The sequence below is a fragment of the Rhizobium sp. Leaf262 genome, from assembly GCF_001422245.1.
Taxonomy (GTDB): domain Bacteria; phylum Pseudomonadota; class Alphaproteobacteria; order Rhizobiales; family Rhizobiaceae; genus Agrobacterium.
The window spans coordinates 207,877-231,392 of the sequence record NZ_LMMM01000019.1; the positions used below are offsets into that span (position 1 = coordinate 207,877).

General features: G+C 57.8%; 20 protein-coding genes. 11 read left to right on the top strand and 9 right to left on the bottom strand.

Annotated features, from left to right (window positions below):
* Nucleotides 1–40 precede the first annotated feature (40 nt).
* Complete coding sequence (locus tag ASF29_RS20975; RefSeq protein ID WP_062452601.1) at nucleotides 41–562, top strand: MgtC/SapB family protein; 522 nt, start codon at nucleotides 41–43, stop codon at nucleotides 560–562.
* A gap of 17 nt (nucleotides 563–579) precedes the next feature.
* Here ASF29_RS20975 and ASF29_RS20980 read toward each other — a convergent pair whose 3' ends face one another.
* The 3 genes from ASF29_RS20980 to rnd form a co-directional block, all read right to left on the bottom strand.
* Nucleotides 580–1,941: an esterase-like activity of phytase family protein gene (locus ASF29_RS20980; protein ID WP_062452602.1), complete on the bottom strand. Its 1,362-nt coding sequence runs from the start codon at nucleotides 1,939–1,941 to the stop codon at nucleotides 580–582.
* 103 nt (nucleotides 1,942–2,044) lie between these two features.
* A complete protein-coding gene (locus ASF29_RS20985; RefSeq protein ID WP_062452603.1) occupies nucleotides 2,045–3,070 on the bottom strand; it encodes an adenylate/guanylate cyclase domain-containing protein in 1,026 nt (341 codons plus the stop codon).
* A gap of 214 nt (nucleotides 3,071–3,284) precedes the next feature.
* On the bottom strand, nucleotides 3,285–4,451 hold the full coding sequence (rnd, locus tag ASF29_RS20990; RefSeq protein ID WP_062452604.1) for a ribonuclease D: 1,167 nt from the start codon (nucleotides 4,449–4,451) through the stop codon (nucleotides 3,285–3,287).
* A gap of 321 nt (nucleotides 4,452–4,772) precedes the next feature.
* Between rnd and aspS the strand changes: the two genes are divergently transcribed.
* Both aspS and ASF29_RS21000 read left to right on the top strand, forming a co-directional pair.
* A complete protein-coding gene (aspS, locus tag ASF29_RS20995; RefSeq protein ID WP_062452649.1) occupies nucleotides 4,773–6,563 on the top strand; it encodes an aspartate--tRNA ligase in 1,791 nt (596 codons plus the stop codon).
* A 5-nt stretch (nucleotides 6,564–6,568) separates the two neighbouring features.
* Nucleotides 6,569–7,045, top strand: a complete 477-nt coding sequence (locus tag ASF29_RS21000; protein ID WP_062452605.1) for an FUSC family protein — start codon at nucleotides 6,569–6,571, stop codon at nucleotides 7,043–7,045.
* Between the two features lie 55 nt (nucleotides 7,046–7,100).
* Here ASF29_RS21000 and ASF29_RS21005 read toward each other — a convergent pair whose 3' ends face one another.
* Nucleotides 7,101–8,291: a hypothetical protein gene (locus ASF29_RS21005; RefSeq protein ID WP_062452606.1), complete on the bottom strand. Its 1,191-nt coding sequence runs from the start codon at nucleotides 8,289–8,291 to the stop codon at nucleotides 7,101–7,103.
* A 224-nt stretch (nucleotides 8,292–8,515) separates the two neighbouring features.
* Here ASF29_RS21005 and parC point away from each other — a divergent pair, with 224 nt between their 5' ends.
* The gene (gene parC / locus ASF29_RS21010; protein ID WP_062452607.1) at nucleotides 8,516–10,795 is read left to right on the top strand and encodes a DNA topoisomerase IV subunit A; all 2,280 of its coding nucleotides are present in this window, start codon (nucleotides 8,516–8,518) and stop codon (nucleotides 10,793–10,795) included.
* Between the two features lie 202 nt (nucleotides 10,796–10,997).
* On the opposite strand, the gene ASF29_RS21015 is transcribed toward parC, so the two are convergent.
* Nucleotides 10,998–11,465 carry a PRC-barrel domain-containing protein gene (locus ASF29_RS21015; RefSeq protein WP_062452608.1) on the bottom strand — a complete coding sequence of 156 codons (468 nt, stop codon included), beginning with the start codon at nucleotides 11,463–11,465 and terminating at the stop codon, nucleotides 10,998–11,000.
* Between the two features lie 132 nt (nucleotides 11,466–11,597).
* Here ASF29_RS21015 and ASF29_RS24550 point away from each other — a divergent pair, with 132 nt between their 5' ends.
* From ASF29_RS24550 to ASF29_RS21030, 3 genes are read left to right on the top strand one after another with little or no spacing between them, the layout of a single operon-like run.
* Entirely contained in the window at nucleotides 11,598–12,071 is a 474-nt protein-coding gene (locus tag ASF29_RS24550) for a hypothetical protein (protein WP_156462768.1), read from the top strand.
* Nucleotides 12,068–12,574 (top strand): ImmA/IrrE family metallo-endopeptidase, encoded by a 507-nt coding sequence (locus ASF29_RS21025; RefSeq protein ID WP_062452610.1) that lies wholly within the window; start codon nucleotides 12,068–12,070, stop codon nucleotides 12,572–12,574. Before ASF29_RS24550 ends, ASF29_RS21025 begins: the two co-directional genes overlap by 4 nt.
* Complete coding sequence (locus ASF29_RS21030) at nucleotides 12,574–13,650, top strand: hypothetical protein (protein ID WP_062452611.1); 1,077 nt, start codon at nucleotides 12,574–12,576, stop codon at nucleotides 13,648–13,650. The genes ASF29_RS21025 and ASF29_RS21030 overlap by 1 nt, the downstream gene beginning before the upstream one ends.
* A 100-nt stretch (nucleotides 13,651–13,750) precedes the next feature.
* Here ASF29_RS21030 and ASF29_RS21035 read toward each other — a convergent pair whose 3' ends face one another.
* Both ASF29_RS21035 and uvrB read right to left on the bottom strand, forming a co-directional pair.
* A complete protein-coding gene (locus tag ASF29_RS21035) occupies nucleotides 13,751–14,701 on the bottom strand; it encodes an alpha/beta hydrolase family protein (protein ID WP_062452612.1) in 951 nt (316 codons plus the stop codon).
* 94 nt (nucleotides 14,702–14,795) lie between these two features.
* Nucleotides 14,796–17,882, bottom strand: a complete 3,087-nt coding sequence (gene uvrB, locus ASF29_RS21040; protein WP_062452613.1) for an excinuclease ABC subunit UvrB — start codon at nucleotides 17,880–17,882, stop codon at nucleotides 14,796–14,798.
* A 250-nt stretch (nucleotides 17,883–18,132) separates the two neighbouring features.
* Here uvrB and ASF29_RS21045 point away from each other — a divergent pair, with 250 nt between their 5' ends.
* Genes ASF29_RS21045 through ASF29_RS21055 form a run of 3 tightly spaced genes read left to right on the top strand, consistent with a single transcriptional unit; the run spans nucleotide 18,133 to nucleotide 19,797 of the window.
* Nucleotides 18,133–18,486 carry a DMT family protein gene (locus ASF29_RS21045; protein ID WP_062452614.1) on the top strand — a complete coding sequence of 118 codons (354 nt, stop codon included), beginning with the start codon at nucleotides 18,133–18,135 and terminating at the stop codon, nucleotides 18,484–18,486.
* A 16-nt stretch (nucleotides 18,487–18,502) separates the two neighbouring features.
* Nucleotides 18,503–19,312, top strand: coding sequence for a hypothetical protein (locus ASF29_RS21050; RefSeq protein ID WP_062452615.1), 810 nt, complete (start codon nucleotides 18,503–18,505; stop codon nucleotides 19,310–19,312).
* Nucleotides 19,313–19,335: 23 nt separating this feature from the next.
* Nucleotides 19,336–19,797 carry a GNAT family N-acetyltransferase gene (locus ASF29_RS21055; protein ID WP_062452616.1) on the top strand — a complete coding sequence of 154 codons (462 nt, stop codon included), beginning with the start codon at nucleotides 19,336–19,338 and terminating at the stop codon, nucleotides 19,795–19,797.
* 118 nt (nucleotides 19,798–19,915) lie between these two features.
* Here ASF29_RS21055 and ASF29_RS21060 read toward each other — a convergent pair whose 3' ends face one another.
* Together ASF29_RS21060 and ASF29_RS21065 are read right to left on the bottom strand one after the other, a co-directional pair.
* The gene (locus tag ASF29_RS21060; RefSeq protein ID WP_062452617.1) at nucleotides 19,916–21,334 is read right to left on the bottom strand and encodes a PepSY domain-containing protein; all 1,419 of its coding nucleotides are present in this window, start codon (nucleotides 21,332–21,334) and stop codon (nucleotides 19,916–19,918) included.
* Between the two features lie 83 nt (nucleotides 21,335–21,417).
* A complete protein-coding gene (locus tag ASF29_RS21065; RefSeq protein WP_244473616.1) occupies nucleotides 21,418–21,801 on the bottom strand; it encodes a DUF2946 family protein in 384 nt (127 codons plus the stop codon).
* A gap of 177 nt (nucleotides 21,802–21,978) precedes the next feature.
* Here ASF29_RS21065 and ASF29_RS21070 point away from each other — a divergent pair, with 177 nt between their 5' ends.
* Nucleotides 21,979–23,514 carry a DUF1800 domain-containing protein gene (locus tag ASF29_RS21070; protein ID WP_062452650.1) on the top strand — a complete coding sequence of 512 codons (1,536 nt, stop codon included), beginning with the start codon at nucleotides 21,979–21,981 and terminating at the stop codon, nucleotides 23,512–23,514.
* Nucleotides 23,515–23,516: the final 2 nt, after the last annotated feature.

A 23,516-nucleotide genomic window follows, 5' to 3' on the forward strand; every position in this document is an offset into this window, starting at 1 on the left:
TCCCGCAACGATTTGAGCAGCAAATCAAAGGGAGGGTCTCATGTTACCACAATCGCTGTCTGACGAGTTCGATTTCGCCTTGGCTTTACCCGCCGAGATCCTGGCGCTTCGCGTTCTGGGTGCGGCGATATTGTGCGGACTGATTGGTCTGGAGCGTGCTGTCCGCAAAAATACGGCGGGCGTGCGGACCAATATGCTGATTGGCGTCGCTTCGGTCGTCTTTTGCATTGTCACTCTGGAACTGATGCACGCCTACGATCAGACAGACAGCGTGGCGCAGATGGACCCCATTCGTCTCGTCGAAGCCGTAACGGCTGGAATCGCGTTTTTGGCCGCCGGTGTCGTCGTCTATACGAAAGGCGATGTCCAGGGTCTGACCACGGGCGCCAGCATGTGGCTTTCGGCAGCAATCGGACTTTCCGTCGGTCTCGGCATATGGCTGCTCGCCATCGTTGCCACGATGACCGGTATCGTCGTACTTTGGCTGCTGCGCAAAGTGGAGGTGGCCGCCGGGATCAAGGAGGACTCCTCCAGCAAACAAGAGAACGGCGCCGCCGGTTAGAACGGCGCCATTGGTGCTTACTTGGCGTCCAGAAGGTCCTTGACGTCGAGCAGAACGAACTCGTTGTCATCGGCCTTGTCGAGCGCACGCCCTGCGGAGAAGGGCAGGTTGTTGTCGTTGCCGACGATGATGTGCGTTGCATCGACGCGATCGACGTTCTCGATGGTGACGAAAGGCATGGTGTAGATGCCGTTCTCGCTGCCCTGCTTTGCCTTGTTGTCGGGATCGGAAATCTTCATCAGGTCGATATAGCCGATCTTGCGGGCGGCCTTGCCGACATTGGCGTCGTTGAATTCGATCTTGTAGATGCGCTTCAGCTTCGCGGGTACGGCAAAGCAGTTGGCTTCCGGCTTCTTCGGGTCGGCGCAAGCCTTGTCGGCGGTTCCGGCACCATTGTCGCGCTCGATCACCAGAGCTGTGCTGTCATCCAGCATGTTGAAGTCACCAATCGCTTCTCCGGTCTCTGCCAGCGGGTAAAGCCATGTGCGACCCGTCCATGCCTTGGAGGCGACATCGAGTTCGATGATGCGCAAACCGGTCGCGCCGTCTTCGGTCTTCTCGACCTGACCTTCCGCGCTGTAGAGTGGGCCTTCCAGAAGACCGTAGATCTTTGTGCCGTCTTTCGACATGGCCATACCCTCGAAGCCGCCGGAACGCTTCAGATTGAAGGCAGGCAGTTTCTGAGTGGGATTGCCGGGAAGGGTCAGCGTGGGATGGTCGGGCGACTTGACGTCGATGTCGCCAGCTTTTGTTGCGATGACATCCGTGAGCTTGCCGTCACGGGTGAATTTCAAGATGTAAGGCCCGAATTCTTCACCGACCCAGAAACCATCGGCAGCAGGCTGGATGGATTCGACATCGAAATCCGCACCGGTCAGATAGCGTTTTTCGGACCCTTCCATGACGATGGGGAAGGGCGCTTTCTTGTCTGGGTCGGACAGGAACACGGTTTCAAGAGCGTTGACCTTACCCGCGTCCCAGTCGAACTTAAGATGGTGCAGCATCAGCATCGAGTCGCTGGAGTTGGTCTTCGAGCCGAAACCATTGTCGGAAAGGCTCCAGAACGTGCCGTCATCCATGGTCTTGATGCCGGAGAAGCCTTGCATCGCCTGTCCGTCAAATGGCATGGATAGCCCGGTGGTACGAACGCCGTCCTTGCCGGGCACGGTGCCGAGGCCTTCGGCGCGCTCGCGATCCGCCGTCGTGAACTTCGCGGATGTCTTAAGATGCTCTGGTGCGTCGGCTGGTGCCGGGATGATGGTGTTTGCAGGCAGCACGGCCTGCGAAACGAGCTTTGCGGGAAACTCCTTATCCGCGGCAAAAGCTGAAACGGCACCAAGGGTAAAAATAGCAGCGGAGGCAAGAAGAATCGTTTTCATGGGGCACCTGTCGGTTTGCGTCTGTGACGCAGGACCGTTAGGCAAGCTTTATGACAGCGGCATAATATACCGTTGATGATTTGATGACATTTACGGCAATGGATCAGGCCGCGACAGGGGTTCGGCTAAGGGCGCACACGCCAAGCGTTTGCCCACGTCCCTTGACTGCGTGTTCGCCCAGATATTCGCTCTTGACGCCCTTGGGCAGAAGCAACTGGTGGGCAAGGTCCGAGGAGATCAGAACCGGATAGCCGAGCATCTTGCTCAGAGATTCCAGACGTGCCGTCGTATTCACCGTATCACCGAAATAGGTGATCTTGTGATGGTCGACGCCGATTTCCGCCGTGATGACAGGGCCGCCATGTATGGCAAAACGCAGCTTCGGCACCGTGCCGAACCGCGAAAGCCACGCCGCGCGGTCATTCTCTATGGTTGTCAGAATGTCGAAAACGCAGTTGATGCAGGCCGCTCGCCGAATGGCCAGATGATATGGCCATGTGATGATGGCAGCGTCGCCGATATAGTCGTCGATCACGCCGCCATGACGGCGCACGGGACCGGCATAGGTCGAAAACAGCTCTCCCAGATATTCCTGGGCTCTGAGATCGCCATGGGTCTCCGCAAAGGACGTGGATCCCACGAGATCGATGAAGAGGAACACGCGCTCCTCGCTGACGGGTCGACGATAGCGACCTAGAATGAGATCGATGAAGATATCTCGGCCCAGCAACTCGCGCACGCGCATGATGAAGACGATGATGGCGCAGACACCGAGCGTGAACAGCAATGTCTGCATTTCCGCGTGGACCGCCCGTCGCCAGCTGACGGGGAAAACACCTGTCGCCCACAGGATTGTGCCGCCAAGACCAAAGCCGCAGAACACCAGAACGGCGTAGACGACGAGGCCGATGAAAATATAGGCCGGTGTCGGCAACATGCTGATGCGCCGCGCAAGGCCGGGCATGATATAGCCCCGCTCGAAGGCGAGGATCGGCGCACAGGCAAACAGGGCGTAGGTGGCGCCGATCAGCGCTCCGCCGCCATATTCCAGAAAGGCATATGCCACCCCGCTTCCGGCTACCGCCAGAAACAGCACGACATAATCCAGCATGGCGAGGAGTTTTCTCATATACGCTCTTTGTCTGCAGCGCAGGTGAGAACCATGCCGCTATCATTGGGACCAGACATGTGATTCCCCGCGCTTGCGACTTTATTGTGGAAACCACAGGTCAGAAAGCGATGTTTGGCTCGTGCGATGACGATGGAGAAAGCCTGTGACCGGCTTGCATCGGTCTCGCCCGCTTCATCCAGCAGGCGAGTTGAGGTTCGACTGTGCCGAAAGGTCAGCCCGCGACGGGCTGCTGAGGCAGCTCCAGCGCTTCCACCTTCTTACCGGCAAAACGCAGGGCAACTTCGCCACGGATCAGCTTCAGCGCCGGTTCACCGAATAGATCGCGCCGCCAGCCGGAAAGGGCGGGGACTTCCGCCTTGTCGCCTTCGGAAGCGATCTTGTCCAGATCTTCGCTATTGGCGATGACCTTGGCGGCAACGCCGTGCTTGTCCGCCGTCAGCTTGAGCAGAACCTTGAGAAGCTCGACCGCAGCGCCGGAACCTTCTGGCGAATGGCTTTGGCGCGGTGCGTGCGGCATATCCGCCTTCGGCAGGGCCAATGCGGCGTTGACGGTTTCGATGATGGCGCTGCCTGACGCGGAGCGTTCCCAGCCTTTCGGAACAGTACGCAGTCGCGACAGTGCATCTGCATCCTTGGGCTGCTGTTGGGCGATTTCGAAAATGGCGTCGTCTTTGAGGACACGCGAACGCGGCACGTTGCGCGAGCGGGCTTCACGCTCCCGCCATGCAGCGACGAATTTGAGGATGGCAAGTTCTGTCGGCTTGCGCAGGCGTGACTTCAACCGCAACCAGGCATCGTCGGGATGCATGTCGTAAGTCTCGACCGATTCGAGAATGTCCATCTCTTCCTTCAGCCAGGATGCACGACCGTCGCGTTCCAGCTGCGCCTTCAGGGCCAGATAGACATCGCGCAGATGCGTCACGTCAGCCAGAGCATAATCCAGCTGCTTTTCGGTCAGCGGACGGCGGCTCCAATCCGTAAAGCGCGAGGATTTGTCGATCTGCACATTCTTGATTCTCTGTACGAGCTGATCATAGGAGATCGAGTCGCCGAAGCCGCACACCATGGCCGCAACCTGGGTATCGAAGATCGGATGCGGAATGAGGCCGCCCAGGTGGTGGATAATTTCGATGTCCTGCCGTGCCGCATGAAATACCTTGACGACACTGGCATCTGCCATCAGTTCGAATAGCGGCGTCAGATCGAGATCTTTTGCGAGGGGATCGACCAGCACTTCAAGCGTTGGGCTTGCCATTTGCACCAGACAGAGTTGCGGCCAGAACGTCGTCTCACGCAGGAACTCGGTATCGATGGTGATGAAATCGGATTTCGCCAGTTCTTTACAAGCTTCGGCGAGTGCTTTGGTCGTCTCGATCATTGTTTTTTGCCAGTCAATGGAAAGTAGGCAACTTACTTTCCCTTTGCAGCGCCCATGTCAATACAAAGGCAGCTGTTCTTGGTCTTCTGTCCCGTCTTTCTGGACTTCCAAGCTGTGTTGCTTGCCGTTTTCGCCTTTGGGCACCGATGTAAGTCCCAGCGCGACTGCCCGGCTTGAGGGCGAACGACGACGATCACAGATGGCTTGAAACGTGACAAAATCGTGCTTTGCCTTGACAAATCGGGCAGGCCATGCGCTTTTCCGCCCGATTTAGAATATGCGATCCGTATGGTGATCGCCGTTATGTTTCAGGATAACAAAATGCATCGTTACCGCAGCCACACCTGTGCCGCTCTCCGCAAGTCGCATGTCGGCGAGACCGTTCGTCTTTCCGGCTGGGTTCATCGTGTGCGAGATCATGGCGGCGTTCTCTTCATCGACCTTCGCGACCATTACGGCATCACGCAGGTCGTAGCAGACCCGGACAGCCCGGCCTTCAAGACGGCGGAAGTCGTTCGCGGCGAGTGGGTCATCCGCATCGATGGTCTGGTCAAGGCCCGTTCGGAAGACACCGTCAACAAGGGCATGGCAACAGGCGAGATCGAGCTTTACGCGCAGGAAATCGAAGTGCTGGCCGCTTCCAAGGAACTGCCGCTGCCGGTCTTCGGCGAGCCGGATTATCCGGAAGACGTGCGCCTGAAGTACCGCTTCCTCGACCTGCGCCGTGATACGCTGCATAAGAACATCGTCAAGCGCACGCAGATCATCTCCGACATGCGCCGCCGCATGGGCGATATCGGCTTTGCCGAATATTCCACGCCGATCCTGACGGCCTCCTCGCCGGAAGGCGCACGCGACTTCCTCGTGCCGAGCCGTATCCACGAAGGCAAGTTCTTCGCTCTGCCGCAGGCACCGCAGCAGTACAAGCAGCTTCTGATGGTCGCCGGTTTCGACCGCTACTTCCAGATCGCACCGTGCTTCCGCGATGAAGACCCGCGTGCAGACCGTTTGCCCGGCGAATTCTACCAGCTCGACCTCGAAATGAGCTTCGTGACACAGGAAGACGTCTGGGAAACCATGGAGCCGGTCATTCGCGGCGTGTTCGAGCAGTTTGCCGAAGGCAAGCCTGTCACCCAGAACTTCCGCCGCATCGCCTATGACGATTCGATCCGCACCTATGGTTCCGACAAGCCGGACCTGCGTAACCCGATTGAAATGCAGGCTGTGACCGACCATTTCGCCGGTTCCGGCTTCAAGGTCTTCGCAAACATGATCGCGTCCAACCCGAAGGTCGAAGTCTGGGCAATCCCGGCCAAGACCGGTGGCTCCAGAGCATTCTGCGACCGCATGAACGCATGGGCGCAGGGACAGGGTCAGCCCGGCCTTGGCTATATCTTCTGGAAGGAAGAGGACGGCAAGGTTGTCGGTTCCGGCCCGCTTGCCAAGAACATTGGCGAAGAACGCACCGAGGCGCTGCGCGTGCAGCTTGGTCTGGAAGCGGGCGATGCGTCCTTCTTCGTGGCCGGTGATCCTGCCAAGTTCTACAAGTTCGCAGGCGAAGCCCGCACCCGTGCAGGCGAGGAACTGAACCTCGTTGACCGCGACCGTTTCGAGCTGTGCTGGATCGTCGACTTCCCGTTCTTCGAATACAACGAAGAAGAAAAGAAGATCGACTTCGCGCACAACCCGTTCTCCATGCCGCAGGGCGGAATGGACGCGCTGGAAAATCAGGACCCGTTGACGATCAAGGCCTACCAGTACGACATGGTCTGCAACGGCTACGAAATCGCCTCCGGCTCCATTCGTAACCAGTCGCCGGAACTGATGGTCAAGGCCTTCGAGAAGGTTGGTCTGAGCCAGCAGGACGTGGAAGACCGCTTCGGCGGCCTCTACCGCGCCTTCCAGTATGGCGCACCTCCGCATGGCGGCATGGCTGCCGGTGTGGATCGCGTCGTGATGCTGCTGACCGGCACGAAGAACCTGCGCGAAATCACGCTGTTCCCGATGAACCAGCAGGCACAGGATCTGCTGATGAATGCACCGGCACCGGCCACGCCAACGCAGCTTCGCGAACTGGCGCTGCGCGTCGTTCCGACGCCGAAGAAAGACTGATAGGGATGCTGCAGGGGCTGCTTGACCGCGCTCGTGCAGCCTTCACCCATGTATTGGCGGCGGCTTTGGCTGCCGCCTTTTCTTTTTGGGTCGCCCGTCATCTGCTCGGCCACCCGCAGCCGGTCTTTGCCGCCATTACCGCGCTGATCTGCCTCGCTCCCAATATTCCCAACCATTTCCGGCAGGGCATCAACCTGCTGATCGGCGTTACCACCGGCATCGTCATCGGTGAAATCGCGTTGATGTTTCCCTATGAAATGGGCGAAGTCAGGATGGCTGTGGCGATCTTCATCGCCATGCTCACGGCGGCATCCTTGAGCAACGCACCGATGGTGGCGATACAGGCAGGCGCATCCGCCATGCTCGTTCTCTTACTGGGACCGCAGAGCGCCGGTTTCGTCCGATTTCTGGATGTCATAGTCGGGGTCGCCACCGGACTTTCCATCGCCTTCCTTTTCTTCAGAAAGAAACCGGATGCCTGAAAACCAAAAAGCCCCGGCGCATTCCTGCGCCGGGGCTTTTCGAGGTAATTGACGACTACTCGTTCGCCGTGACCTTCACGCCCAGTACCTGCGGAATGGTGTTCGGCGCGCCCATGGCCGCACCCATGATCATGGGGAAGGGGACGGGCTTTGCCGGTTCGGCAGTGATGGTGAAGTTCTTGGGGTCGTCGATGTAAGTGTTGACGGCCGCAGATACGGCGTTCTGCAGCTCAGGTACATTCAATTGCGCCATCATGATCGGGACCATGCCCTTGATCATCTGCGCCAGCTGATCCGATGTGGTACCCTGTTCGGATGCCGCGTAGGAAATACCGCGCTTGGTGATACCCGCATCGTCGAAGCTGATTTCTGCGCTGTTGAAGGTCAGCTGTTGCATAAGACCAAGCATGGCGAGGCCCGCTGCCTGATCGGCCTGTTCCTTGTTGGGGTTGGCTGCCTGTGCCTTGACGGCTTCCTGCATCGACTTGATGAAGTTGAGCGTGTAGCCGGAGAAGCTGAAGGCCATGTTGAGGCGTCCGACATCCTTCAGGTCGATGGAATATTCATCGATCGTGAACGTGCCGGGCGCGACTTCCCATGAGCCGTTGATGGCCAGATCGCCGGCGACGTTCTGCATGTTGAGCTTTTCGAGAGCTTCGCGGCTCTTCGGATCGGGCACATCCTTGAGGTCTGCCTTGAAACCGCTGGCGTTGACGTCAAAGCTGATCGTGCCCTTGTCTTCGCTGCGGGTCATCGTGGCGGTGGATTCCTCGAAGGAGAAGGTTTCCTTACCGTCGATGGAGACTTTGGCGGGGCCGCTATGAGCTTCCTCATAAAACAGGAGAGCATCGACCGTGCCGGTTGTGGCGTCAGCAGGAACGGTAACGCCGGACATGTAGATATCGGTCACGTCGATGCCGATATTTTCATGCTTGTAGTTGACGTTGTCGAAGCTCATCTTGTCGATGTTGTAGCCGCCATTGTCTTCTTCGACGCCTTCCAGCGTGACCTGACCAACGGGGAAGACCTGTTCCTTATTGCCATAGGCACCGAAGGTTACGCCGGTGAGGGTGACGGTCGAACCATCCACCGCGATGGACTTCGCTTCGATTTCGCCGCCCTGTGCGGCATAGGCGGCATTGATCTTCTTGAGCACGTCTGCGCCATCGAGCGCAAAAGCAGGCGACGCGAATGCGATGACGGCGGCGCTGGCAAACAGAAAATGCCGTGTAGTTTGAAGTCTCATCCTATCTCTTCCCTCACATTATGAAAACTGACGATCGGTAAACCGGAATCATGCATTTATATCCGAGGCATAGCGACGGTCTACTGCATTCGTACTTTGCAACGGATGGCCGAATTGCGGCATAAAAACAAGATTAACGAAAAATATACGTCTGACCAACGTCATCCACAGCGCAGAAGCCGTGATTCCTTGCCGGAAATCTGCATTTCCGCTAGTCAAGCGCTATGGGAAAAAATCTTCTTCCTCCGTCCGGCGGAGACGACGACAACGTATTACCGATCGACCTAAAGGCAGCGCTCGAAGAGCGCTATCTGGCCTATGCGCTGTCGACCATCATGCACCGTGCGCTGCCGGACGTGCGCGACGGCCTCAAGCCCGTGCATCGCCGCATCATTCACGCCATGAGCGAGATGGGCATTCGCCCCAACTCCGCGTTCAAGAAATGCGCCCGTATCGTCGGTGACGTCATCGGTAAGTTCCACCCGCATGGCGACCAGTCGGTCTATGACGCGCTGGTGCGTCTGGCGCAGGATTTCTCGCAGCGTTACCCCATCGTCGACGGTCAGGGCAACTTCGGTAACATCGATGGCGATGGCGCTGCCGCCTATCGTTACACCGAAGCGCGCATGACGGAAGTCGCTGCCCTGCTGCTGGAAGGCATAGAGCAGGACGCAGTCGATTTTCGCCCGACCTATAACGAGGAAGACGACGAACCGGTCGTCATGCCCGGCGCCTTCCCGAATCTGCTCGCCAATGGCTCGTCCGGCATTGCGGTGGGCATGGCAACCTCCATTCCGCCGCACAACGCCCATGAACTGTGTGATGCAGCCCTTCGGCTGATCAAGAACCCCGAGGCAACCGTCGAGGACCTGATGTTCGATCCCGCCCACCCGGAAAAGGGCGGCATCGAGGGACCGGACCTGCCGACGGGCGGTGTGATCGTCGAGAGCCGCGAAAGCATGCTCGAGGCCTACAAGACCGGCCGCGGCGGCTTCCGCGTTCGTGCGAAGTGGGAGATCGAAGACCTCGGCCGTGGCGGCTACCAGATCGTCATCACCGAAATTCCCTATCAGGTGCAGAAATCGCGGCTGATCGAGAAGATCGCCGAGCTGCTGCTGGCCCGCCGCCTGCCGCTGCTGGAAGATGTCCGCGACGAATCCGCCGAGGACGTGCGCGTGGTACTGGTGCCGAAGAACCGCACCGTCGACGCCACGCTGCTGATGGAATCACTGTTCCGTCTGTCCGATCTGGAAAACCGCATTCCGCTCAACATGAACGTCCTGTCCATGGGCCGTGTGCCAAAGGTCATGGCGCTGAACGAAGTGCTAAAGGAGTGGCTGGACCACCGCCGCGACGTGCTGCTGCGCCGCTCGCGCTTCCGCCTGGCCGCCATCGATCGCCGCCTTGAAGTCCTCGGCGGCTTTCTTATCGCCTATCTCAACATCGACGAGATCATTGCCATCATCCGCGAGGAAGATGAGCCGAAGCCGGTCATGGTTGCCCGCTTCAACCTGACGGATGTCCAGGCAGAAGCCATTCTCAACATGCGCCTGCGCTCCCTGCGCAAGTTGGAAGAATTCGAAATCCGCACGGAATTCGATGGTCTGAGCAGCGAAAAGGCCGAGATCGAGTCGCTGCTGGCATCGCCCGACAAGCAGTGGAAAACGGTTTCTTGGGAAATCGAAGAGGTCAAGAAAAAATACGCCAAGGCCACCAAGCTGGGTGCGCGCCGCACCCTGTTTGCCATGGCGCCGACCGCCGATGTCGATGCCATCCAGCAGTCGATGATCGAAAAAGAGCCCGTGACCATCGTCATTTCCCAGAAGGGCTGGATCAGGGCGCTTAAGGGCCACATGGCCGATACGTCTGCACTGACCTTCAAGGAAGGCGACGGCCCGAAGCTGGCTTTCCCGGCGCAGACGACAGACAAATTGCTGCTGGTGACGACAGGCGGCAAGGCCTACACGCTGGGCGCAGACAAGCTGCCGGGCGGACGCGGCCATGGCGAGCCGGTGCGCATCATGGTGGATATGGAAAACGATCAGGACATTCTGACCGCCTTCGTCCACGACCCCTCGCGCAAGCTGCTGCTGGCCTCGACCGCAGGCAACGGCTTCGTCATTGCGGAAACGGAAATGGTGGCCAATACCCGCAAGGGCAAGCAGATCATGAACGTGGCCATGCCCGATGAGATGAAGATGGTCGTGCCCGTGACGGGCGACCATGTCGCCGTGGTCGGTGAAAACCGCAAGATGCTGACCTTCCCGCTCTCGCAGGTGCCGGAAATGTCACGCGGCAAGGGCGTGCGCCTGCAACGCTACAAGGATGGCGGTATTTCGGACGTGAAATGCTTTGCGCTCGCAACCGGCCTCACATGGGAAGACAGCGCCGGGCGCTCCTTCTCCAAGGTTGGCGACGAACTGCTGGAATGGATGGCCGACCGCGCCACCGCAGGCCGCACCGTGCCGAAGGGTTTTCCGCGTAGCGGCAAGTTCGGCGGGTAAGGGCAGGCGGTCCTCTCTCGACGTCATCCTCGGGCTTGACCCGAGGATCTAACCACATCACCGCGAGAAAAACGGCGATATACCATTTTCCCGTGCAGCCAAGTTCCACAGCTACACCCACAAAAAAGCCCACCGACGATTGGAAGAACCAACCATCGGTGGGCTTGAAGACTGGCGGAAAATAACCGCCTATCTCGATGGATCAGTCGTCCAGCTTGTCATAGTCAAGCTTCGGCGCCGCTGTCAGCGCATCCTTCGTCGTGTCGACATAAGCCTTCCACGTGCCGTTATCATTGTTGATGGCAACGGAGGCCGGGTCGAGAACGACATAGCTCTTGTCGATGCCGAGGAAGCCGCCGACGCTGGCGACCAGACCGATGACGGACTTGCCATCGCCGATCACGACATCTTCGATCTCACCGATTTCCTCATTCTGCGCATTGTAGATGTCCATGCCATCCAGCTGCGAAGCGGTGAGGTCGGTCTTCTGCACGTTGACGAACTTCAAAGGGCCGCTTGCCTTGGTGCCCATGGTGATCCCCGGACCCGAAAGCGCCGCATCGGCACCAGCAGCCGGTGCTGCCGAAGGAGCCGTCGTCGCTGTCTGCGCAAACGCAACAGAAGATGTCAGAACTGCCGCAGCAGCCAGTGCGAAAACCTTGTTTTTCATAGTGTTTCTTCCCTTTCAGTATCGGACATGGTGTCCGGGGGAAGAACGGGTGAGGGTGGGTTTGGTTCCTAATACAGACTTGGAAATATGCAAAGCATCTTATGGGCGCTGGTTGTATTTTGAGTCAGTCTAATGGCATTGTACGATCAGACGTTGAGAGTTGATTCGATCCTCGAAAGTGTTTTGGTGAAGCATAATCATCATATTGAGACTGATAGAGATCATTTCTGGGTAGCCAGTTGCTTAGGATGTCTATTCGGGGGATGGATGTCTGCTTCTTTTTGTATCATTGCTTTCGCATCGGACGGAACTGTTGGAGGAAGTGCCTTGGCTTTCGAAAGTGCGATCTCAATAATTCTCTCGGCTCTTTCTGTAATAATTACAGTTCTTGCAATAATAATCGCTGTAGTGGGAACTATAGGATTTAATACTTTGAGGCGTGCGGCTTTTGATGCGGGAATGAAACATGCTGTAGCGCAAATGAATGACGGCGGGGAACTTCGAAAAATACTGTTAGCTCGAGTAGATGAGCTGGCCGCTAATGCTGGCTTTAAGCCTATACCTGAAAGTGAGTGGGGCAATAAAGAGGGAGAATATGGCGAATGAAGAAGCCATCAAGGGAGTGGGAAAGCTTAGACCCATCTGAGAGAGATGTGATCGCGTCACATCAATCAGAAATACCAGTCAAGGTTGGTGAATTGGCAGCATCATTTGGTGTAACGGTTAAAGTTACCACTCTAGATGTTGGAATCTCGGGAATGATTGAACCGTGCCAGACCTCTCAGAGCGGTTATAAAATCACCATCAATAAACATGAGCCGAAGCACCGTCAGCGATTTACTCTCGCCCATGAGATCGCTCATTTTCTGTTGCACAAAGAACTCATAGGGGTCGGTCTGACAGACAACATTTTGTATAGGTCCAAGTTATCGGATGAAAGAGAAGCAGAGGCTAATCGATTGGCATCAGATATTTTAATGCCTCGCTCAATATTACGGGAATCCATAAAGCAATATGGGCAAAAGAAAGCAGCCGACTATGTCGCTCCAATCTCGATGAAATTTGGGGTGTCTGAAGACGCAATGCGTATTTCTCTGGGACTCAAATAATGACCGTGAATTATCTTCCCGTTATGAGTGTTCGCCCATCAGAAATTATCGCTCTAACAGAGGTTCCAGATGTTGCTAAGGACAGGATGCTCCCGCTTTTCTTGGTCCGTCCTTGGTTGGGGAAGGGCTCGTTGCGGAGAGCGACTGATCGTGTTCAGCATGCATTGGGGGGACGGAGGTGGATTGCGAACTTAGATGTTTCATATGAAGGTGAAGATGAAGGCAGCTCAGCAGAGATGGCGCATCTACAGATTTCAGAAGGGGCATTCGAAAATTGGAAGATTTTTATTCAAGAGATGCCAAACTGTATTCCAGCAGCTATAGTCTGTCCTGAAATCGAGGATTTTGCACTTCAAATTAATTCGTTAATTGAACTTGGCAGAGGGTTAGCCGTCCGCTTTGATAGGCGGCAGATAAGCGACATCAACCCATATGTTTTAGAGCTCTCTAAGCTAAATCTGGCAGAGCTTTACATAGTTCTTGATTATGGCCAAAGAGATGCTCGTATCATGCGAGATGTTGGAGTAGCGGTTGAGGATTGCAAAATAGTCATGGAAAACCTGCCTGAGGTTAATCTGGCGATATCTGCAACAACGTTTCCCGGTACGTTCGAAGCAGATAACGAAACTATTTACGAGCGGACTTTTCATTCAAGCGTTGCACAGGGTATTCCGTCCAATACTCTAATTTACAGCGATCATGGTAGTACCCGAGTAAGAGATGACAAGGGTGGCGGAACGCCGAGACCGAGAATCGATTTGCCGCGAGACAACGTATGGCATTTTTTCAGAAGCGAGCTGGTTCGGAAAGAAGACATGTCCAAAAGCGAGTATATCGCTTTGCGAGATGAAGAATACAGAAATATGGCAGATTCGGCCGTTAAAAGTCGAAATTGGGATCCCAACTTGAATATTTGGGGTACGCAATTCATAAAAATTACTCAGTTGGGGTCAGACTACGGTATCAATTCACCTGCGAAATCCACTGCATGCCGAATAAATATTCATTTGACCCGCCAAGCTTTATATGGCTCCACGCTGACTTCGAGTGACTTCGAGGAGGACTGGGTAGACTAGTTAACTGATAGACCTGATATAATCGCTTTTCGCCGTTTATTTGCAAATTAGGCCACGATCTAGCGTGATTTATTTCAGTCATTAATGGGTGAAGCAGTATTTATCCCCACTCCCCATCCACAAACTTCAGCGCATCGATAATCGATACCTGCCACACATCCCAGACATGATCCCCATCCGTGATCCGTAGTTCGGATTTGCGGTTGTCGGCTTGCAGGGTTTCGTGGAGGGCGATGGCGCCGCGCCAGAGGGAGAAGCCGTCGTCGTCGCCGACGGTGAGGTAGGTGGCGGGGAGGTCCTGTTTGTTGGCGACGTGCTGGGCTACCGTCGTGAAGATGTTCTGGTCGTTGAAGCGTCTGGCATCGAAGGGTTTGCCGAAGGAGCCGGAGAAATGATCGCCGGTGGAGGGCAGCACGATGCCGCTGGTGATGGTGGCGCGGTCGACGCGGTGGAAGAAGGCGCTGTCCTGAATGAGTTTCAGCTCGGCGGGCGTCTTGTCGAGATCGCTGGCGGGCACGTTCTGCCAGATTGCGCCTGAGAGGCTGGCGACGGCGGCATAGAGGTCTTCATGAGCATAGGCCAGATGCAGCGCGCCGAAACCGCCCATGGACAGACCGATGATGGCGCGGCCCTGCCTGTCCTTGCGCACGGGCAGCGTCTTTTCCACATGCACCCGCAGATCGCCCGTCAGCGCCGTCTCGTAATTGCCGGGACCGCCGACATCGGCGGAATCCACATACCAGCTGTTTTTCACGCCGGGCATGACGACGACCACGGGGCGGATCGTGCCTGACGCAATCATGCCATCCAGCGTTTTCTGGATATTGCCCAGATCGCGCCAGCTGTTCTGGTCGCCATCATGGCCATGCAGCAGGTAGAGCACCGGCCAGCCATTTTCCGGCGGCTCGCCATCCGGGCGGTAGATGTTGACGGGCAGGTCGGCATTCAGCGCCTTGCTGTGAAAGGTGGCATCGGCAAGGGTGCCGGCAATGCTGGCAGAGGCTGCCGATACGAAGGTCATGACGGATAATGCCAACATTACAGCGTGCATGCTCACCTCACTCCTTCACCTTCAGTCCGCGCTCGCATCCATGCCGTTTCAAAGTACGGCGAGGACCTGAAAACAGCCATGACGAGCCGGGGGCTTACCGCCCCGGCCTGCCGGTCTTGCCCTTCGTGCGTCCCTTGCGCTTCTGCTCGCCGGGGTCTTCGTAAGAGCCGACGCCGACCTTGCCGCGTGCGATGGGTCGGGGGTCGTCCTTGCCTCCCGCTGCGCGTTCCGGCTGGCCTTCCAGCAGAGGCGAAACGCGCTTGCCGGGCTCGGTCGCTGGCTTTGCGGGGACGGCACCTTTGACGGGCTTTTCCGTGCGGCCCACCGTCATTTCGTCGAGCGAGTTTTTGCGGAACAGGGGTTTTGCGGTATCGGTGCCAGGGCCCATGTTGTCGAGGCTGGGTTTGGCGAAGAGGGATTTGGAGGTACCGCCCTCGTGGTTCGAGACGGCCCCTTGGGCCTCCTCACCATGAGGGCTCATTGTCGCGTGGTCTTCATCATGAACGCTCCGAGCGGCACCGTTTTCTCCATGAAAACCACCGGCACCACGGTCCTCATCCTGAGGGCGGAGCCTCGAAGGATTGGCTTTACCCTTCTTGCCACCGCTCTCCAGCGACTTCGCCTCTTCCTTGGCGATGGGGTCGTCCATGGCGGCGAGTTCGGCGGCTTTGAGGCGTTTGATTTCGTCGCGCAGGCGGGCGGCCTTTTCGAAGTCGAGATCGGCGGCGGCGTCGCGCATGGATTTTTCCAGCGCGTTGAGGTGCGCCTGAAGATTGTTGCCGACCATGTGGCCGCCATCGGCAAAGCCCTTGCCGGATGCGCCTGAAATATCGGCGCGGACGTGGTCGCGCTCATAGACGCTGTCGAGAATATCCGAAATGCGGGCCTTGACTGATTCGGGCGTAATGCCGTGTTCGGTGTTGTAGGCCACCTGCTTTTCGCGGCGGCGGCTGGTTTCTTCCATCGCCCGCTTCATGGAGCCGGTGATGTTGTCCGCATAGAGAATGACCTTGCCATCGACGTTACGCGCCGCACGACCGATGGTCTGAATAAGCGACGTCTCCGAGCGCAAAAAACCTTCCTTGTCGGCATCGAGAATGGCGACGAAGCCGCATTCGGGAATGTCGAGACCTTCGCGCAGCAGGTTGATGCCGACGAGCACGTCGAACGCGCCGAGGCGCAGGTCGCGGATGATTTCGATGCGTTCCAGCGTATCGATATCCGAGTGCATGTAGCGCACGCGCACGCCCTGTTCATGCAGATATTCGGTGAGGTCTTCGGCCATGCGCTTGGTCAGCACGGTGACGAGGGTTCGGTATCCGGCCTGCGCCGTTTCGCGGATTTCGCCCAGCACGTCATCCACCTGGCTGCGGGCGGAGCGGATTTCGACCGGCGGATCGATGAGGCCAGTGGGGCGGATGACCTGTTCGGCAAAGACGCCGCCGGACTGTTCCATTTCCCAATTGCCGGGGGTGGCCGAGACGGCGACCGTTGGCGGGCGCATGGCATCCCATTCTTCGAAGCGCAGCGGGCGGTTGTCCATGCAGGACGGCAGGCGGAAGCCGTATTCGGCCAGTGTCGCCTTGCGCCTGAAGTCGCCCCGGTACATGCCGCCGATCTGGCTGACGGAGACGTGGCTCTCATCGATGAACAGCAGGGCGTTGTCGGGGATATATTCGAACAGGGTCGGCGGCGGCTCGCCGGGATTGCGGCCCGTCAGATAGCGCGAATAGTTCTCGATGCCCGCGCAGGAGCCGGTGGCCTCCAGCATTTCGATATCGTAACGCGTGCGCTGCTCCAGCCGTTGGGCTTCCAGCAGGCGTCCGGCCTTTTCCAGCTCGGCCAGGCGGCCTTTCAGCTCTTCCTTGATGGAGCGGATAGCGCCGTTCAGCGTGGGGCGCGGCGTGACATAGTGCGAGTTGGCGTAAATCTTGACCGATTGCAGATCGCCCGTCTTCTGGCCGGTGAGCGGATCGAATTCGGTGATCGAGTCGATCTCGTCTCCGAACATGGAGATGCGCCAGGCGGCATCTTCCAGGTGAGCGGGGAAGATTTCGATGGTATCGCCGCGCACGCGGAAGGAGCCACGCTGGAAATCCATATCGCGACGTTTATATTGCTGGGCCACGAGATCGGCCAGAAGCTGGCGCTGGTCCAGCCTGTCGCCAATGGCCATCTGGAAGGTCATGGCGGTGTAGGTTTCTACCGAGCCGATACCGTAGATGCAGGAGACCGATGCGACGATGATGCAATCGTCCCGCTCCAGCAGCGAGCGGGTGGCGGAGTGGCGCATGCGGTCGATCTGTTCGTTGATCGAGGATTCCTTCTCGATGAAGGTATCCGAGCGCGGCACATAGGCTTCCGGCTGATAATAATCGTAATAGGAGACGAAATATTCCACCGCATTGTCGGGGAAGAAGTTTTTGAACTCCGAATAGAGCTGCGCCGCCAGCGTCTTGTTGGGCGCGAGAATGACGGCCGGGCGCTGGGTGGCCTCGATGACCTTGGCCATCGTGAAGGTCTTGCCCGAGCCGGTGACGCCGAGCAGAACCTGGCTGCGTTCGCCGGAATTGATGCCTTCAACCAGATCCTTGATCGCGGTGGGCTGGTCACCTGCCGGTTCGAAATCCGAGGCCATGCGGATGGTGATGCCGCCTTCGGATTTGGGAGGACGGGCAGGGCGGTGCGGCGTCCACATCTTGCCGTCCTTGAAGAGCGGATTGCCGCTTTCGATCAGCGCCGACAACGCCTCGACGGTTGCCGTTACCGCGCCGGTGGCGAGGTTTTCGGCATCCTCGAGGCTGACATCCATGCCCGCGACGGGATTGAGACCTGCGGCCGCACGGGTCTTCGGATCGTTGGAGGCACCGATGGACACGCCGCGCGAGGTCTTCTGGGCGGTGGCCTTCTTGTTGACGCTGCCGCCGCTCTTGGCCTTCTCGGCTTCCTCGATGGCTTGTTTGCGCGCCTCGATCTCGATCTTCTTGCGGTGCTTGCCCGCTTTCGACGCGACCTCGCGCTGGGTCTCCACCGAAGACGCCTCAGCCTCGGCCTCCAGCTGCTTCACCCAATCGGAAACGCTGCCGGAGAGCGGCGCGCCCTCAAAAGGAGCTTGCGGCATTTCTGCGAAGCCATCGGAGCGGGAGGTTTTGTCGGAGGGTTTTTTCGGTGATCTTGCCATGGTCGGAATATGGAGGGAGTCCTGTTGAAAGTGAAGGGGCGGGGTTTAAAAAATGAGTACAAACAGGAAACGTTCTGCGCGCTGGAACCTCTTTCGATGTCTTGCGTTCTTCACGCGCTCTCACCATCCGGTAAAGGGCGCGTCAAAAATCCTGTTCCCGTTTGCTGCGTCCTGCGCTAAGCAATACGCCGCAAGCCGGAACAGGTTCCCCTCTTGCACGATTATTCCCTCCCATTTTCAAAGGTCTGTCATGCCTTTTTCCATAACCCCTGCGCACATCTGGCCGGTTGTCATGTTGATTGCCTCGAATGTCTTCATGACTTTCGCATGGTATGGACACCTCAAGCACAAGGGCAGCGTGCTATTCTTCGCGATCTTGACGAGTTGGGGCATCGCTTTCTTCGAATACTGCCTTGCCGTGCCCGCCAACCGCCTGGGCTCCGAGGTCTACTCGACGGCGCAGTTGAAGACGATGCAGGAAGTGATTACGCTCACCGTGTTCGCGCTGTTTTCGGTGTTCTGGCTGAAGGAAAGCCTGACGATCAACCACGTGATCGGCTTTGCGCTGATCGCCTTCGGCGCGTCGTTTCTGTTCCGGTCCTAACGGGAGGACTTCAACATTGCATATCACGTCTGTTACGGCGGTTCTCGCCACCGCGATAGCCCTCTCTATTGTCGGTCCGTCACTGGCCAAAGAGACGGACCCGCGCATATCTGCTGCTTTTGGACCGCAAGTCGCCGCTTGCTGGAGCATGCCGAGCGAGACTTCGGTGGTGCATCCTATTCTTAAGGCCGAACTCAACAGGGACGGATCGGTCAAGGCCGTGTCTGTGGCCAATCACTCGGAAGAGCCGGTGTTCAAAGTCTACGCGGAGACGGCACGAAGAGCTGTCTTGCGCTGCTCTCCCTACGACTTGTCCGCCTTTGCGGATAAGTATGAGGACTGGCGGGAACTGACCCTGAATTTCGAGGCGAATACCGATCTGGGCCCGCCCAAATGGCAGAACAAGGCCACCGGCGCGACCTCGCTTCTTCCGAATTTCACGAGCGGCGGTAGAGTTGGAAGCGGCCTGACGCAGCAGGTAACCTCATGGGATGGCCGGGACGTGATGGTGATGTTCATGTGCGTTCCGAAGGAAAAGCCTGATGGCTTTGCCATTGGCGTCGATTTCGGTGTGGGCCGGGATCAGACCAAAGCGCAGCGCGTCACGATGATGTACGGTGAGACCACAGATAAGAGAAAATATCAGCGTATAGCTGAATATGTCGGTTTCGAAGGAAAAGAAGCTGCAGACCACCTGAGGCGCATGGCCGACGCAAAGGGTTATCTGGAATTCGCCGGTGAGAACGGCCATTCCGCCCTCTTCAGGTTCGATGACATGAAGAACGAGTATCGCAAGTTTCTGGACCTCTGCGGTCTGGATGGCTGATCGGTTCGGTGAAGGAAGATCGCATGATAATCAGGCCAGCAACAGCGGATGATGCCGAAGGCATGGCGACCGTGCAAAACGAGATATTTGCAGCCGGTCTGCGCTCTGCGCCGACTGACCAAGACACGGTCATGAACCACTACATTGCCAATCACCATCGCATCCAGTGCGTCGTCGCTGTTGATGACGATGGCGGTCTTCTGGGCTTTCAGTCGCTGCAACTGTCGACAGGGGATAATCCTTACGGCATTGCAAAAGGCTGGGGCATCATTGGAACGCACGTCAGCCCGAGGGCGGCAAGGCGTGGCGTTGGCTCGGCACTGTTTCGTGCCACGCTTGCGGCTGCACAGGACCACGGTTTGCGGGATATCGATGCCAGCATCGGAGCGGACAATGCGTTGGGCCAGGCATATTACGAGGCGATCGGATTTCGGACGTACCGAACGACGCACGACCGGGTGTGCAAGCGATATGAGGTCGCTTGAACCACGGTCGTCGTCTGTGCCGAGATAGGTGTTTCTCGAACACGTAGCTTCAGGAGCGTAACCGGCTTTGGATTTGAATGCCGCGTCTCGACCCGGACGAATCCGGGCCGTGACCTGATCATGTTGCGCGTCGTTCTCTGACGCGCATGTAGAGCCAATCCAGCACCAACATCATCACCAGACTCATGCCGACCAGCGGAAAGATTATACCGCCGATGCCAAGAATAGCTGCCAGCCCGTAAAGAGTGCGTTTCCTCTGCGGCATGGGTGGTATGCCCATTGAGCCCTTGGGGCGGCGTTTCCACCACATGATGCCGCCTGAAATGGCGAGCAGGACGATACCAAGGCAGGCGAGGGCAAGGACGATCTGGTTGGCGCGACCGTATTCCTGGCCCATGTGAACATTGATGCCCCATTCCAAGCCCTTGCCGAGCGGGCCGTAATCGGCATAGCTCATGTCGATCAGGGGTTCGCCGCTATATTGGTCCAGATGCACGACGCGCTGCTTCGCCAGATCGTCCGGGTAGACGGAGCCGCTGTAAACACCGGTCGGCGTGGTCGGAAGGGCAACGGTGTAGCCGGGCTGGAGGCCAAGCGCATTGAAGCGGGCCACGGCCTTGTCGATGCCGATCGGTGGCGTGGACGATTGGTTGTCCATCGGAGCCATGGTGTCGCCCATATCCATATGCTGACCGTGGTCATGAGTGCTGGATTGCGGTATCTGCGCCTGCTCCAGCGACCACGACGTTTTGGCCACATCGTTCAGATGCTGCCCTGACATGGGAACGTCCACCCGCACGCCGGCTGGATAGCCAAAATTGTTGCCATTGGCCCATTCGTTGACCTTGGCGCCCCAGACGCCGGACCACGGCATGCCGGTGATGGCAAGAAAGACGATGAAGAAGCCGACGAAGATGCCCGTCACGGCATGGGTGTCGCGCCAGAAGACGCGCTTTTTCGGCGTGCCGCGCACGGTAATGACACCGCCTGTCTGCTGGCGTGGCCACCACAGGTAGATCCCCGTAGCAACGAGAAGGATGGACCAGCCCGCCGCGATTTCGATGAAATAACGGGCGAATGTCCCGAAATATTTCAGGCTGTGGATGTAACGTATGGTCCACATGACGGTGCCCCGGTCCGGCAGGGAGCCAAGAGCCTGACCCGTGTAAGTATTGACGTAAACGGCGCGTTTGCCATCTGCCGTGTTGACTGTGATTTCCGTTGAAGCGCCAGGGTCGGTCGCTGTCGTGTATTTGACGGCAGTGCCGGGCACCGCTGCCAGTGCTGATGCGACAATGGCGGACGGGCTGGCGGGTGAGGCAGTCTGCTGCGCCTCGATCCGCTTCAGATCGGCATGGATGATGCCGTCTATTTCATCCTTGAATAGATATAGTGCGCCAGTAATGGCCAGCGAAATCATGAAGGGAAGAACGAAAAGGCCTGCGTAGAAATGCCAGCGCCAGACGGCGCGATAAAGATTGATGGAAGACGATTGCGCAGGTGCGCGCTCTCGTTCGTAAGAGGTTGTCACGGACATGAGATGTCTCCGCAAGGAAGATGAGGGATAGCGACCGACCAGTATTGCGCTTTGCGCAGTGCTGCTTCGGGCCGTGTTGTTTCTCAGCTTTGCGGACTGGCGGGCGGGCCGCGGGGTTGCGATTCCCGGTTGATCGTCCTGTGCGGGCTTGTCGTGCCGGCATGGAAGAATCTGATTTCAACGTTCGGTGCTTCACGTCCGACCAGTTCGGTCGGGGTGACCAGAAGTGCTGCAGCGGATGTCGATGCAAGGCGGCAAAGGGTCCCGCAACAGTCATTGGCCTTTTGGGGCGCGGGGTTTTGTTTCCCGGCGGCACCATCCGGCGCGTGACTGGAACAGATGATGCCATCCGCCTGCAGCGCCATGGCCGCCATACTGCCATGGGCGACGCCATTGGCCAGGCCCTGAAGCAAAAACAGCAAAAGTGCCAGCAGTGCCACAGCACTTGCCGAACTTTGATCCTGCATGATTTTGCGAATGAACCTCATGCCGGTGGAGTGCCACAGTTTCTCCGCATTGTCACTGCGTCAGAGTGGCCGAATTACAAATTGTCCATGTCGGAAAAACGCCACGATCCCGCAACTTTTTTGCCGGAATTCATTGAGATTCTTTCCAGCATCTTCATGTTGGCAGGAGTGGCTGGAATGGCTCCTTTTTCTCCAACGATGGCGGCGATCCGCTATGGTTACGGGCTCTCGCCCGGCCAGGTCATGACCCGGAATGCAGACGATCTGCTGGTGCAGCTTGCCGATGCGCCGCTGAAGGAAACGGTCTTCCCGGTGGGCGGCCCGTTTGAAGCACGGCAGCGATCCGACGACCTGGCAGACCGGCTGATCGCGACGAGTGCCCGCAACAATGGCGGCGAACTCGATCGCGACGGTCGCAAGATCATACAGCAGAAAGCCGAGCAGAGTTTTCAACGCGACAGCATGGCACGGGTCATGCAGGCGGTTTTCTCGCCTTACGGATTTCACGAAAGGCTGGCGTCTTTCTGGAGCGATCATTTTTCCGTCAATGCCCGCAAGGCGGTGCCGATGCGGCTCATCACCCCACTCTACGAGGTTGAGGCGATACGTCCACATCTGGCCGGATCGTTTCGTGACCTGCTGCAGGCGGCGGTGCTGCACCCGGCGATGCTGATCTATCTGGATCAAAACCGCTCCGCCGGTCCGCAATCGGCAGCAGCCGAAAAAAACAAAAAGGGCCTGAACGAAAATCTCGGACGCGAATTGCTGGAGCTTCACACCATGGGGGCCGGCAGCGGCTACACCCAGAGCGATGTCAAATCCGCAGCGCTGGTGTTAACCGGCATGACCGTGGACGACCGCAACGAAATGCTGTTTCGGCCCGGCATGGCGGAGCCAGGGCGGATCAAGGTGCTGGGTGTTTCCTACGGTGGAAACAAGCGCACTGCCGATGACTGTCTTGATATGCTGGACGATCTGGCGACACGACAAGAAACGGCGGTGCACGTTTGCCGAAAGCTGGCGGCGCATTTCATCGCTGACGAGCCGCCACCCGATGTGATGACTGCGATGGTGGAGGAATGGAAGGCGAGCAAGGGCCATCTCATCAAGGTCTATGCCGCCATGCTTGATCATCCTCAGGCTTGGGAAGAGCCAAACCGGAAGATGAAGCTGCCTTTCGACTACGTCGTTTCCGGTCTGCGCGCCTTCGGGGTCTCTCAGAAAAACTGGCGAGATCGATTGTCTCCGGATGGTGACGAAGATGGCGCTCCGATGGCATCGACACCGCCCCCCGCCATGAAGGGCGAGGAAGGGGCCGGCATGAAGGCGGACGGTGATCAGATGACGATGACCAATGATACCAAGCCGGCCACCGAACCCATGCAGAAACCGAAGCCCAAGCAGAGCCTCGCTCGTGCCCTTACGCTCGCCGCTCTGCGGCGGATGGGTCAACCGGTTTGGCAACCACCGAGCCCCGCCGGGTTCGAAGAGGGGGTGGCGTCATGGCTTTCTCCCAGCCAGATGAGCGAACGCATCTTATGGGCGCGAAAAGCATCGGAGTCACTGGGCGGTGATATGGAGCCGAAACGGCTTTTGGAAGTCGCGATGGCCGATATGGCGCGGGACGATACCATTCGCGTCGTCAGCCAGGCCCCAAGCCGGGTTAGTGGCATGACGCTGGCGCTGTCTTCGCCCGAATTCAACAGGAGATAGGA